General features: G+C 39.1%; 15 protein-coding genes and 4 pseudogenes. 6 read left to right on the top strand and 13 right to left on the bottom strand.

The window, feature by feature from the left end; genetic code table 11:
- Positions 1-85 precede the first annotated feature (85 nt).
- The 7 genes and pseudogenes from BN3282_RS02765 to BN3282_RS02735 all read right to left on the bottom strand — a co-directional run.
- Positions 86-388 carry a hypothetical protein gene (locus BN3282_RS02765; protein ID WP_059066592.1) on the bottom strand — a complete coding sequence of 101 codons (303 nt, stop codon included), beginning with the start codon at positions 386-388 and terminating at the stop codon, positions 86-88.
- A gap of 9 nt (positions 389-397) precedes the next feature.
- A complete protein-coding gene (locus BN3282_RS02760; protein ID WP_059066591.1) occupies positions 398-604 on the bottom strand; it encodes a helix-turn-helix transcriptional regulator in 207 nt (68 codons plus the stop codon).
- Complete coding sequence (locus BN3282_RS02755; protein WP_059066590.1) at positions 601-930, bottom strand: DUF6442 family protein; 330 nt, start codon at positions 928-930, stop codon at positions 601-603. Before BN3282_RS02755 ends, BN3282_RS02760 begins: the two co-directional genes overlap by 4 nt.
- Before the next feature lie 312 nt (positions 931-1,242).
- Positions 1,243-1,491, bottom strand: a complete 249-nt coding sequence (locus tag BN3282_RS02750) for a hypothetical protein (protein WP_242866578.1) — start codon at positions 1,489-1,491, stop codon at positions 1,243-1,245.
- A gap of 91 nt (positions 1,492-1,582) precedes the next feature.
- Positions 1,583-1,897 carry a type II toxin-antitoxin system RelE/ParE family toxin gene (locus tag BN3282_RS02745; protein WP_059066588.1) on the bottom strand — a complete coding sequence of 105 codons (315 nt, stop codon included), beginning with the start codon at positions 1,895-1,897 and terminating at the stop codon, positions 1,583-1,585.
- The gene (locus BN3282_RS02740; protein WP_059066587.1) at positions 1,887-2,180 is read right to left on the bottom strand and encodes a type II toxin-antitoxin system RelB/DinJ family antitoxin; all 294 of its coding nucleotides are present in this window, start codon (positions 2,178-2,180) and stop codon (positions 1,887-1,889) included. The genes BN3282_RS02745 and BN3282_RS02740 overlap by 11 nt, the downstream gene beginning before the upstream one ends.
- Positions 2,181-2,282: 102 nt before the next feature.
- Positions 2,283-3,078: pseudogene (locus tag BN3282_RS02735) on the bottom strand (hypothetical protein); the annotation flags it as partial.
- A 6-nt stretch (positions 3,079-3,084) separates the two neighbouring features.
- Between BN3282_RS02735 and BN3282_RS15635 the strand changes: the two are divergent.
- A complete protein-coding gene (locus BN3282_RS15635; protein WP_059066584.1) occupies positions 3,085-3,324 on the top strand; it encodes a hypothetical protein in 240 nt (79 codons plus the stop codon).
- 31 nt (positions 3,325-3,355) lie between these two features.
- Here BN3282_RS15635 and BN3282_RS14550 read toward each other — a convergent pair.
- The 3 genes and pseudogenes from BN3282_RS14550 to BN3282_RS02715 all read right to left on the bottom strand — a co-directional run.
- A pseudogene (locus tag BN3282_RS14550) lies at positions 3,356-3,631 on the bottom strand (zinc-ribbon domain-containing protein); the annotation flags it as partial.
- 260 nt (positions 3,632-3,891) lie between these two features.
- Positions 3,892-5,187, bottom strand: a complete 1,296-nt coding sequence (locus BN3282_RS02720) for a tyrosine-type recombinase/integrase (protein WP_059066583.1) — start codon at positions 5,185-5,187, stop codon at positions 3,892-3,894.
- A gap of 86 nt (positions 5,188-5,273) precedes the next feature.
- Positions 5,274-5,903, bottom strand: a complete 630-nt coding sequence (locus BN3282_RS02715; RefSeq protein ID WP_059066582.1) for a helix-turn-helix domain-containing protein — start codon at positions 5,901-5,903, stop codon at positions 5,274-5,276.
- Positions 5,904-6,074: 171 nt separating this feature from the next.
- Here BN3282_RS02715 and BN3282_RS02710 point away from each other — a divergent pair, with 171 nt between their 5' ends.
- The 5 genes and pseudogenes from BN3282_RS02710 (at position 6,075) to BN3282_RS02695 (ending at position 9,442) form a co-directional block, all read left to right on the top strand.
- Positions 6,075-6,305 carry a helix-turn-helix domain-containing protein gene (locus BN3282_RS02710; protein WP_008704241.1) on the top strand — a complete coding sequence of 77 codons (231 nt, stop codon included), beginning with the start codon at positions 6,075-6,077 and terminating at the stop codon, positions 6,303-6,305.
- Between the two features lie 140 nt (positions 6,306-6,445).
- Entirely contained in the window at positions 6,446-6,760 is a 315-nt protein-coding gene (locus BN3282_RS02705; protein ID WP_006859028.1) for a hypothetical protein, read from the top strand.
- Positions 6,760-7,083 (top strand): hypothetical protein, encoded by a 324-nt coding sequence (locus BN3282_RS14545; protein ID WP_118977221.1) that lies wholly within the window; start codon positions 6,760-6,762, stop codon positions 7,081-7,083. Before BN3282_RS02705 ends, BN3282_RS14545 begins: the two co-directional genes overlap by 1 nt.
- Positions 7,040-8,761: pseudogene (locus BN3282_RS02700) on the top strand (MobA/MobL family protein). The gene BN3282_RS14545 and the pseudogene BN3282_RS02700 overlap by 44 nt, the downstream one beginning before the upstream one ends.
- Positions 8,679-9,442: pseudogene (locus tag BN3282_RS02695) on the top strand (DUF6040 family protein). Before BN3282_RS02700 ends, BN3282_RS02695 begins: the two co-directional pseudogenes overlap by 83 nt.
- 95 nt (positions 9,443-9,537) lie before the next feature.
- Here the strand turns inward: BN3282_RS02695 and BN3282_RS02690 are convergent.
- Genes BN3282_RS02690 through BN3282_RS02680 form a run of 3 tightly spaced genes read right to left on the bottom strand, consistent with a single transcriptional unit; the run spans position 9,538 to position 12,890 of the window.
- Complete coding sequence (locus BN3282_RS02690) at positions 9,538-10,002, bottom strand: hypothetical protein (RefSeq protein WP_059066581.1); 465 nt, start codon at positions 10,000-10,002, stop codon at positions 9,538-9,540.
- Between the two features lie 19 nt (positions 10,003-10,021).
- Positions 10,022-12,145 (bottom strand): FtsX-like permease family protein, encoded by a 2,124-nt coding sequence (locus tag BN3282_RS02685; protein WP_059066580.1) that lies wholly within the window; start codon positions 12,143-12,145, stop codon positions 10,022-10,024.
- Positions 12,132-12,890 carry an ABC transporter ATP-binding protein gene (locus BN3282_RS02680; protein WP_059066870.1) on the bottom strand — a complete coding sequence of 253 codons (759 nt, stop codon included), beginning with the start codon at positions 12,888-12,890 and terminating at the stop codon, positions 12,132-12,134. Before BN3282_RS02680 ends, BN3282_RS02685 begins: the two co-directional genes overlap by 14 nt.
- Between the last annotated feature and the right edge of the window lie 26 nt (positions 12,891-12,916).

Here is a 12,916-nt window from a genome sequence, read left to right as displayed (position 1 = left end):
ATTTTTCGCTCTCCTTTCCGTCTGAAAATAAAAAACACCGCATTTCTATGCTGCTTTTTGTCTAATATAATTTTATATCTACTGCTCAAAAAATACCCTTGTTATATTTGAATTGCCCATAAAGCATCAACCCCAATCCGACAATAACCGCTGGCAGAATGATAAAGCCCATAATTTCTCCGCTCCAAAACGAAGCGATAAAACCTAACACAAGAGATATTCCTATAATCAGTGTTCCGATTCCAATCGTTTTTCCATACTTTGGTATATCTTCTTCTTTTACTTTTCGCCTGTTGTAAGAATGAATTGTGCTAATATTTCCTTTTATATTTACAATTCCTATAACAGATATGAATACTCCTAAAATCAATAACATAATGTTCTCCATAATTACCTCCTAAAAATAGAACAGTTCCTCGAACTTCTTGTCTAAAGCAATACATAAAACCAATGCCAACTTTGCTGTTGGATTGAACTGTCCAGTTTCGATAGAACTAATGGTATTTCTTGATACTCCTACCATTTCTGCAAGCTGAGCTTGAGAAAGATTTGCCTCAGTACGAACTTCCTTTAAGTGATTTTTCAGGTGTAATTGTTCTTTCATATACTTCCCTCTAAAATTCGGTAAATAAATCCAACAAATGCCAAAATGGAAAGAATTAAAAACGTAATGGTTAATACCAAATCACTCTTTCGCTTCATTTTGATAAAACGAACTAACCATTGTGTTGCAAGAATACTAAAGTATATAACCCACGGACTGTAAAGCATAGTATGGGCAAGCAGAGAAGATAATAAGGAAAGCAGACAGCACACCAAAGCACCCACTCTGCCTGCATGACTTCCTGCCTGATATATCACTTCCATTTCAGCCAAGTCTTTATTTCCATGTTCTTTTCTACTTGCATTTAAGATTTCGTCTTTTTCCATAAAAGCACCTCCGCTCCAAGTTTTCTTTGCACACTTTAATTGTAATCACGCCAAGTTTACTTGTCAACAATATCCATCTCATCATATCCGTTGCTTTCAGTTCTTCCGTCACACCCTGCCTTCCTGCTCAGTAATACTACTTTAAAAGCAGCAATTATTTAATTGGCATTGAGTTCCGCAAACTGAATTTGTAGTCTTTCAACTTTTGTTCCTTTTTAGATACACCCATTTATTCAAACTTTTTTATAACCAAGTTATAGTTGCTATCATAATGCAGTCCAAGTTCTCTACATATTCTATCGTTTACCTTATCTAAAGCATCTGCTTTCTTTTTAGGTTCCCTTCCCCGCCTTGTCCATCCGGCAGCTCCGCTTTCTTCTTTTCCCGGTCAAAAACAAAGTCCTGTTTCATTTCCGGCGGTCTGCCCCGGCTTTTATGGCTGATATCTTTTACGGAGCCATCTGCCAGATTTTCTTCTGTCAGGCCGTCTCTTGTCATTTTGGGCACGACCGTATCTTTTCCTGCAAATTCTTTTCCTGCAAAATATATTCTCCTTTCCATCGAGAAAAACAAAAAGCCATTTACATTTTTACAGTAAATGACTTTTCCCAAAAGTGTGAATGCACTTTTCCTTTATTTTGTTATCTCGATTTTATTTCATTTTGTTTTCGTAGTCTTGAAGTTCATGAAATATGTTATCTATGAACACCATATTTTCTTCGATTCTATAGAGCATAAAATATCGATGTCTTAAAAAATTCATTCTATGATAACCTAACGCTCTAAGTCTTTGGTTCTCACATAAAGACAAACTTCCTGCAACATTTTTCAAGCAATTTAATGTATCTTCAAAATCATCAAGAATATTTCTGGCTGCTTGTTCATTTTTCTTTTCAAAGAGAAGATGTTGAATAAATCTATCGAAATCTTCTTCTGCATCTGATGTAACAACAACCTTATAATCCATATTTTCCCCTCAGTTCTGAAACAGCCACTTCCGCTGATTTGTAATTTCCTTTTGTTGCTGACTCTCTGGATTTCTCCAGTTTTTCTAAAATCTCTTCTTCCGTCATAGGACTATATGGACTTCGTACTATTCTTTTAATTTCAAATGGAAAACCATTATTTGCCACAGCTTGCGTTAAAAACATCCGAATCGCTGTAGTTGTATCTGTTCCAAGATCTTTAAAAAGCTGATCGGATTTCGTTTTTAACTCATCATCGACTCGAATTTGTATTGTACTTGACATATTTCACACCTCCGTTTTTCTTTATTATAATGCCTAATCACTTCTAATTCAATGCATTTGTAATGATTTGACACTTATATTGATTTTTATATCACATTTTGACTAATGAATCCTCCCTTCCTTTTCCCTTTGCTTCACTTCTTCTGGCTTTGTTGTCATGAGAGAATATAACTTTAGGGACTTATCAAACTTTTCCTTAAACGGAACGATTGTTATCCCATAAAAGAGAAGCCCTTCTCCTTCCCCAGAATTCGTAACATAAGATAACTGATACGGTGAGATATTTAATTGTTTTGCCAGGATCTGCCGGTCACCTGCAGCCTGATTTAACATTAAAATAAAATCACTATTTTCAAAAATATTTTCGATTTCCCGGCTGGAAAGGATGTCCTTTATATTCTGCGTGATTCCAGTCGTAATTCCGCCCCACTTCCTAAACTTCTTGAAGATCTCTACCGAATAAGCTGCCGTCTGCTCTTCTTTCAGAAGGAGATGGCATTCATCAACATAGTGCCAAGTAGATTTTCTTTCCAAGTTCCTTGATATCAAAGCTGTAACAATCCTTTGTGCCTGGGATTCCTTCTGTTTTCGGAGACAGTCATACAAATCTCCAAGAATCGGCATATTTTCTGGTTTGGGATCAGAAAAATAATTCTGATATACAAGCGGAAGGCAGCGGATTGATATAATCCTTACTGTCTACCACGATCAGATTATTGCTGGTAGCATTCAATCCATAATACAAAGAATCACCGCTCATGAATAATTCCTGTGTGGTAAATGGTACGAAAATGGCTGTACTGGTCGTTGTCAACGCTCTCTTAATAGGAATATGATTTACACCAAGCGGAAGACTGCTCATAAGTCCTTCTTCCTGCTGATAATCCAGACGCTTTAAGTCCCTATGCTCGATTTTGTAAGAGAAGCATTTGAAATTGAAAAGCAGAAACAGAAAGATTTGGGCATTCACTGTGAAGTTACAATTGACGGATACACAGATTTTATTTTCATCAACCGTTTTGGACAGGCACAGCACCAAGCGACACTTAATAAAGCAAAAGAGAAACAGGAATTAGAAAATTCAATCTTTCAGACAGCAGGTATCGCACAGAAATATAACTGTATGTTGCTCTGCTTTTTATAGTGTCTATCCACTCGTGCCCGCATTTCCCTTTCCATACAATCTTTTTATGAGAACCTATTGAAACCTCGGTCGGCTTCAGTGTTGCTAAATCGTTAATTCCTTTCACTACTCTTGCTCCCGAACATATCGAGCATTTCTCTCCGTTTGAACGAGCCTTAACGCTTGTCTGCCATTCGTGACCACAAACACCTTTCCACCAAACTCTTTTATTTGAACCAAAGGTTACCTTATCAGGTGTCAGCGGTAGGTTCTTATCTGACCATTCTCTAATAAGCTCCGGATGTACTTCTGACAAAAGATTACGCATAGCAAATCCTCTCCTTCCTTTGGCTTTATTATATGAAGAAAAGGATATTTCCCCAAGTTTGCGAATATGTGAATAAAAAAGCTCTTTGAGAAAGGGTGTTCCTCTCTCAAAGAGCAATTCCACAAACTGGAATTTATATAATTATCTCTCTAACTTTCCCTATTTTATAGGCTTTCCAGCCTGTCCATTAGTGAAATGATATGTAGTTTCCCTTATTTTTGCCCTTATGAGATAATCACAAGGGAAATAAGGGAATTTTTTTAATCATTGCCTACCACTTTATCAAGAAGCCTAACTGATTTTCGTTTAGCATCTCTTGTGGAGTGAGCATAGACATTCATTGTGGTACTTACATCTGAGTGTCCTAACAGTTCCTGCACATCTTTTGGGGCAGCCCCATTTGCTAAAAGGTTGCTTGTATAGGTGTGACGTAACTGGTGAAAATGAAAGCCTTCAAATCCCTCTAATGTTTTTGCCACTTTTCTGCAAACAGTCCCCAAAGTAGTTGGAAGTTCCAGACAACCATCTGGTCTTAAACAGACGAAAGAAATTTCTTTATAATCTGCCGGGACTTCCTCTGTTCTGTCTAAGCAGTAATATTCGTAGTACACTCTGTTTTTCTCTTTGACCTCTTTGTAGTAGTTCGTGTGATAAAGTTCTCCGTACTGCATCCGATTTTTTAACTGTTCTTTCCGGGCATTACGGAAAATCTCTACCAGTGTATCTCCAAAATCAACAACTCTTACTTTTTTCCGCTTGGTTGGTCCGATGATATATTTGCGCTTTGAGCCATCATATCGGATGCTGCGTCTTATGGTAAGGCATTGTTCTTCCAGATTTACGTCCTGCCATGCCAAACCGCAGGCTTCTCCAATGCGAAGTCCGGCATAATAGGCTATCTGGATTGGAAGTATTGCGGCTGGGTTCTTTTTTTGCAGATAAGCAAGCAATCTTTCATAATCTTCTCGTGAAATTGGTTGGATATTTCCGTCCATATCCTCATCGGAAAACAAATCCACTTCATCCGTCTGATACCGCAGTTTAATATACTGCATGGGATTGAACGTAATATACTGCTTTGGAAATACTGCAAAACGGAAGGACTGTTGCATGACTGCGGAAAAAGAATGGATGTAATCTTTGCTGTAACCCTTTCTCTCTTTTCCGTCGGGATGAACTCCCCCGAAGGAAAGCAAATCAAAGAAGGATTGCAAATGCTCAGAGGTTACATTTTTTAATTTCCGTTCTGACAATGGGTGTTTCTTAATATTTCGGATTGTTCCGAGGTAATTCTCCACAGTACCATTGCTGAGCGTACCTGTTTTTAATTCCTCCTCTGCCCACACATCCAGAAGCTGTCCGACTGTGAGATTTTCCGCTTTGGCAACAAATTTCTTTTTCTCATAATCATCCATTGCCTGACGGAGCAGCTTTTCAGTTTCACTTTTGCTTTCTGTTCCAACGCATTCTTTCTGAACAAGATTGCCGCTTGCGTCCTCTACATAGAAGCGGTAATACCATTTCTTTCCTTTTTTTCTTACAGATCCTTTTGCCATAATCGTATGTCTCCTTTCGATATTGGACAATCGGAACTGATGAAATGCTTCGTGCGTGTAAGTATATCATAACTCCGGTTGTCTTACTATACCGATTCGGAATCTTCGTATAAGACTTCTGATAAAAGATTTGCAAGCCTTTGTTCTGCTGTTTTGGGTTTCTTGGAATAGAGCCTTACAACGTCTGCCATCTCATTAAAAGCATTGATGGTGTGAGTGATTTCCCTTAAAAACATAATCTCATTATATTCATCATTCGATTCAAACCCTATTGTTTTGGCAATATCCGTCTGACCAGCATTCCCCTTAAAATTTTTGCAGGCGAACTGGAAGGAATCCAAAAACAGACCATATTGTTTTAACATCAGCAGTAATAAATCTTTTGAAAAAGCATCTTCTTCTTTGGTAAGGGCAAGCGGTAACTGTTTCAGAATATCTCCCATCGCATCACGAATCTGTAACTCTCTCTTATCCGTAATGTCGGTTTCATATTCATCTGTTTCCCCTTTGAGCCATTCCACAGATACATGGAGTGCTTCCGAAAGACCTTCCAGCACCATTTTTTTCGTATTGTCAATCGAACCATTCTCATAACGCAGGATTGTAGAAGCGGTAACACCCATCTTTTCTGCGACATAAGGCTGTGTCAGATTCAATTCCAGACGGCGCTGTTTTATTCTGCTCCCTATCAGCTTGCGTAATTCTTTATCTTTCATGCTGACTGCCTCCTTTTTCGGTATGTATGAATTATAGCATTGTTTTTCCAAAATTGCAATATGCAATATAAAGTTTGTTTTTAATATTTCTTAACGCTTGACAAAAAGATATGAAAAGGATATACTTACATCACAAGAATTGCATAATGCAATTTATAAGGAGGTGATTATGTGACGCAAAGAAAAATTGCATTATCCATCGAAGAAGCTGCCGACTATACGGGAATCGGCAGAAACACCTTAAGACAGCTTGTAGAATGGAAGAAACTTCCGGTATTAAAGGTTGGTCGCAAAGTGCTGATCAAAACCGATATTCTGGAAATGTTTATGGAAGCGAATGAAGGTCGTGATTTGAGGGATAGAGGAAATGTAAAAGCTGTAACAAGAACTGTGGCAAATTAAAAAGGCGGCTTCCAAAGAAACCGCCAAAGGTTCTATCAGACCGAAGCCATGATATACCTACACGCAAGAAGATTATACCATGTGCTTCTTCTGATACGCAACCAAGAACTTATGTTTGTAAAAGAAAGGGGAATGTAATAATGGCAAAATCAACAAAAAGTTATGAAGAACGAATGCTTGAAATGGAAAAGAAGGAACAGGAAAGCCTTGAAAAAGCAAAACGATATGCAGCACAGAAGAAAGAACTTCTGAAACGAAAGAAAGCCGAAGAAAGTAAAAAACGAACCCATAGGCTCTGTCAGGTTGGCGGTGCGGTGGAATCCGTTCTTGGTGCGCCTATTGAGGAGGAAGACATTCCAAAGCTGATTGGTTTTCTGAAAAAGCAGGAAGCCAATGGGAAATTTTTCTCAAAGGCAATGCAGAAAGAAACAAATACCGATATGGAGGAAGTGTAATGGCAGAGGGGATGAGTTTTTCATTCCCTTCATTGCTTTTTCATGAAGGGCGCACTTATGGACAACCAGAGGTCGTCCCAATAAGTTTGCCACAAATGGCAACCGGTCTGCGCTCACGCTTGCCGGGCTCGTTCCGTCGGCGGGGCTTTCAGCCAGACCTGCTCATGCCGCAGGAGGCACTCTTACGCAGAGGGCGTTCCGGCAATGCTGTCTTTTCTAAAATCGAAAGCATTGTTGCCGGAAATCTATGCCGGATGTGCGGAAAGGAGGAATCCAGACATGGCGATTTTTCATTACACAATCAAAATAGTTGGACGAAGTAAAGGAAAATCTGTTATCTCCGCTTCCGCATATCTCAATGGGGATGTGATGAAAAACGAGGAAACCGGGAGAATCAGTTATTACACTTCTAAAAAAGAAGTGGTCTACACCCGGCTGATGATGTGTGAAAACGCACCTCCTGAATGGCAGATAGTACCAGAAGAAAATATAAAACGCTTTCAAAAATCTGTCCGATACAAAAGGTCAGCAGATAAAGAAGCTGCTTTATAAAAATTTAAAATCACATTTCAGAAACAGAGGTTATGGAATGAGGTATTGAAGATTGAAAAAAGTGCGGATGCCCAACTTGGCAGGTCATTTGAATTTGCCCTTCCCAAAGAATGGAACAGACAGGAACAAATTCAATATACAACTGACTATATCCAAAAAACTTTTGTAGATAGAGGAATGTGCGCTGATTGGAGTATCCACGATAAAGGGGATGGCAACCCCCATGTCCATCTGCTTCTGACGATGCGTCCTTTTAACCCGGATCATTCTTGGGGAAAGAAAGAAGTCAAGGATTGGGATTTTGTCAGAAATAAAAACGGAAATATCGTGATTGATGAATCCCATCCGAACTGGTGGCAGGATAAGAAAAACCCTGACCGTCATGGAATCCGTATCCCTGTATTAGACGAAAACGGAATTCAGAAGATTGGTGCAAGAAACCGCCTGCAATGGAAACGGGTGCTGACCGATGCTACTGGATGGAACAATCCAAAAAATTGTGAACTATGGCGGAGTGAGTGGGCAAAGGTGTGTAATGAACATCTTCCTTTGCATAATCAGGTCGATCACCGTTCTTATGAAAAACAGGGAAAACTCCAGATTCCTACCATCCATGAAGGTGCTGACGCAAGAAAGATTGAACAAAAGTTTCTTATCGGGCAGGAAATAAAAGGTTCGTGGAAAGTAGCGGAAAATCAAATCATAAAACAACAAAACACGTTATTGCAAAAGATACTGGACACCTTTGGAAAAGTATCGGGTGCATTATCATTATGGAAGGAGCGATTAAATGACATTAGAAGAAAGCCGGGAAATTATACCCTTAATGGAGTCCATGATTGGGCAAATCGAAGAACAGCAGACCTTAATGACAGAAATGATTCTGGAAATGCAGAACTGGGACACCCAACTCTCTCTTATGCAGGAACAGAATCAGAAATTGCAAAAATTAAACAGCGAGTTATCCGAGCTGCTCAACATTTTGCCAAATACCGAGGAACTGCTTTCCAAGATGGAAGAACAGAAAACGAAGATAGAACTTTTGGAAAACGAAAATCAGCAATGGCAGAAATTGGCACAGAAGCTGAACAGCGAAAACAGTTTATTGCTGAAACAGAACACCGAATTGCTGAACTGGAACAGCAAATAAGGAAGGGACGTGATATAGATGAACGAATCCAGAGAATCAAAGAACGACGAACAGTTGGAAGAACTTCTGCTCTTGACCGAGGAGATACAAGAAGAACTGGAACAGAAAGACCAGCTTATCGTGGAACTGAAGACGCAGCTCAGCGAATCTCTGACCTTGAACGAGAAATTAAACAAAGAGAACAGAGCCGGGAATATTCAAGCATTAAAGAACGACTTGAAGCTGGCAGACAGAGCATTGCAGATCGAGAAAGAGAAGCTGCGAAGCGCAAACGTCACGATAGGGGAATGTCAAGATAAAATACGATGCTTAACACAACAACGGGATTATGCCCGGACACATCAGAAAATCGTAGAGATACCGGTAGAAAAGCCGGTACTCTATGAAAAATGTGAAGCCTGTGACCGGACAGCCTATCAGAATGAAAAAGCGAAATACGAAACACAAAAAGAGCGACTTGCAGGACAGTATAAAGCAAAAACGGTAATATTCCAAACAACCTTGTTCCTTCTTGCATGGTATTCGCTGACAACCACTCTTTTTCAGGCAGTACAGTCAGATGTGTTTCTTTCCGATTGCAAATCATTCTTCCATGATGCAGCGTCATTCATACAAACTTTTATAGGTTGGACGATTGATGTCGGGCAATCTGTGGCACAGATTAGTATAAAAATTCCCAATGCGTTTATAGCCGGAATCATATATTGGTTATTGCTGATATTGGTTGTTGGAATATGCGTAGCAGGAACCGGTATTCTGGTGATACTGACAGAAATAAAGGTTATAGAATTATATAAGAAAAACTGTTGGGATGTTATTACTCTACTGATGATACTGACAAGTGCTGCTGTCATCATTTATTTTGGAGAATCCATCAAAAAGTAATGCCTATAAATCTTTTGTTCCTTTTACTATTTATACAGGGAATATATCTTGGAATCCGATATTATCTGAACACTCTTTACTGGACAAACCGTTAAAAGAAGGGCGGCAGTATTTTTTGCTGTCGCCCTCTTGCCAGTACAAGGATTGGTTCTTCAATCTAATTCTTTAGCTATGCTCATAGATTTCTCCATTAATTTTCTTTCAGATATTCCACAACGATACGCTCCTGACCTCCACCCGGAAACATATATACAAATCTTGCTGCACAATCTTTACATGCCCAAAAGAAAGCTTCACTACATTCCATGTTAATTCCAGCCTCACCATCTACACTTTCCAATTCAAAATATTCAAAACATGAATTATCATCCATCCTCATTTCACCAAGCTGTTCCTGAAGAATTTGATAGATATGTTGATTGGTAATCGGATCTTCTAAAATCTTACGAAATCGAAACTGGTCATTGGTATAACGATTGCTATTGATCACTCTCATTAAATACTGCGTGAAGTCCTCTGGCATGATTCTTTCCACAGCAACAGACAGTTCTTTTTGAGGAGTATTGTAAATCTCTTTCACTAAAGCAGCGATTACTTTTGGAGATACGATTACAAAATCACTTCCGCCTTTGATTTTCAATTTGTATTCTCGCACAAGTTTTCCCCCTGTCTTTTTATTGAATCACTTTCATATTTGAATCAAATACAACTTCTTCCGCTTTCTTTAACGAGCACCTGTATATCACATACTGATATCCACCCAATACCAGACAGATTCCTGCATTTATTAGAATCACCGGATATTCCTGAGCATTAATACATCCATCATTCTGCCATAAAACAAGCATATAGTACGCAAACATTATAATGATTGCTATAATAGTAGGAAGTACAAATACCTTTTTTATCTGCATCTTTAAAATGCCCGTCAAATAGTTTCTGTCTGCTCCCAATTTCTGTACATCCACCAAAACCCGCTTACTCTTGCAGGCTACCGTCATGCTTCTTGTATAACCAATCACTCCGGCAGCTATCAGGCAGATGAATGCCACAAAAACAAATACCAATAACAGGGTAGCATAAGTTAAAATGAAAATCTTTTCCTGAAGCGGAACAAATACCGGAGCATACTTCCAGTCTACTTCCATTTCCGGTCTGTCAGGATATAATTCCACTGTTTCTCCGTATTCGTAGTCTTTATCAACAGATGCTCTGTACTCATCATAGTTGCTCATAACCCTCATATTATCTGGAACAGAATTGCAATATTCTCCATATAGTTTTTTAGAAAAGCCATAAGCATCTCCCTCTTCTGTCAGATTAAATAACACATGGCGAAGTGTCAATTCTTCAGAAATGCCTTCTTTTAGTTTCTCATAATCGGTATCATTTAAAATATATGCCGCACTTCCATCCTGTCCCCGATTCCAGAAAAAACTGCTATATTCCACTGTTCCGGCATAAATCAGCTCCTGTATGTTCCCGGTTGTCGTATTTTCTGCCCTATCCAGATCCTCCGGCAAAAACCAATAACTTTCCGAATTTCCTTCCCTGCTGATGTACTGATATGTTCCCGGTTCCACCGTTACTTTAAGTCCTGTTACCTCTGAAAATACAGTAGCACTAATGAAATTCTTATAAAAATCCTTTTCACGGTATTCCTCAATTAACTTACCATCTTTGTCATAATTTTCTCTGCAAACACCACTTCCCAATAAGCGGATAAATTCTGCTTCTCTGTAATCTTCTATCTGTACCTGATATTCTGAGGCAAGGTCTTTTACCTTCTCCTCCGTCAATCCATCTGCACCACCCAGATATTGATATGAGATGTCATTCGCTTCCGTTGATGCGGTCATTGAACCCTGTATATAATTTGCTACTGAAAAAAAGACTGCAAACAGGGTTCCCGCCAAAAGCAACGTAATGATCAGCATATTTCTGACAACGGAAATCCCCTGAAATTTCATCAAACCAAAGGAGATCAGATTCTTATAATACTTCTGCGGTTTTCTTCCACGCTTATGAACTGCCACAGAATATACCATGATCCTATACAACCCAATCAATACCAGCAGATAAAATCCATACATATATGCTCCCAGTTTCATTTTCCAGATAACAGATACTAAATACGGAACAACAAGACCGCTGAAAATCCCCACAACTACGCAAATAACTCCTGTCAGTAGATATCTCTCCCCTACTTGTTGTTTTATTGGTTCGTTTCGCCGTTCCTCATTTAAAATTTCAATGACATTCGCACGTTTCATAAATCGTGATGTCATCATCATAATCATTGCACCTACAATCAGAAAAAACAAAACGGAAATACCGATTCCTAAAATCGAAAAGCCAAAGTGGTCTCCTCCTGCACTTTGAATCATAGATTCATAGAGCTTACCAATCCCAAATGAAAGCAATGCACCTGCCAGAATACTGAGAACTGCTATTTTTACAGTCAGCCCCCCTATTTCTTTCATCAAAGTTTTCGTCAATGTTCTCTTATCTGTTCCTAATGCCAATAACACACCGATCTCCCTGCTTTTAAATCTCAAAAACAGGCTGGTCGCATAAACAGTGAACAACACACATCCGATGACCGCCACCGCATAAACCATGTACAACATTTTCCTTGAATCTCCACCTACCGGCAGGCGGCTCATAACAAATGGACTAGTCATAAAAAGAGTAAGTGCTGACACCAGCATTACAGACATTGCAAAACACAATGAAAACTGACGATAATTTCCTTTATTATATTTCTTTATTTTTTGCAGAATATTAAGCAGCGTCATGATCATCACCACCATTCAGTTCCCGGAGTACATTTAGTAAATCTTCTAAAAACGCTTTTCGATCTCCGTGGTTGACCAATTCTGAGTGAACGGAGCCATCTTTCATCATGATTACCCGGTCACAATAACTGGCAGAAAAAGTATCATGTGTTACCATAAGTGTCGTTGCTCCCAGTTGCTCCTTCGCCTCGATAAATGCCTGTATAACTGCTTCGCTGGAACGACTATCCAGATTTCCCGTAGGTTCATCAGCCAAAATAAGTAATGGATCGTTCATAAGAGAACGTGCTACTGCCACTCGCTGCTTTTGTCCCCCGGATATCTCTGCCGGAAACTTATCTGCAATATGCTCAATCCCAAACATCTTCAACAATTCTCTGGCTTTCTTTTCCATTGGTTTGTACGGTTCATTTTTGATAACTTTTGGCACACATACATTTTCAAATACCGTAAGACCATCTAACAGCATAAAGTCCTGAAACACGAACCCCAACTGTTCGTTACGCACCTTGGCAATCTGTCCTTCGTCCAACTGGGAAAGCTGCGTACCTTTCAGACGGATTTCTCCCTTATCAAAGGGAAGAAAACAGGAAATACAGTTTAACATCGTTGTCTTTCCACTTCCGGATGCTCCCATGATTCCGACAAATTCCCCCTTGTTCACTTCAAAACAAACATCTTTTAATACTGGATAAGTAACTTTTCCAGTCTGATAACTTTTAAATAAATGATTTACTTGCAGCATCATTTTTATCCTCCTTGATATTACTG

Source organism: Mediterraneibacter massiliensis (assembly GCF_001487105.1).
GTDB lineage: Bacteria > Bacillota > Clostridia > Lachnospirales > Lachnospiraceae > Mediterraneibacter > Mediterraneibacter massiliensis.
Note: the sequence above shows the minus strand (reverse complement) of the source record. Positions and strands in the feature narration are given on the sequence as shown.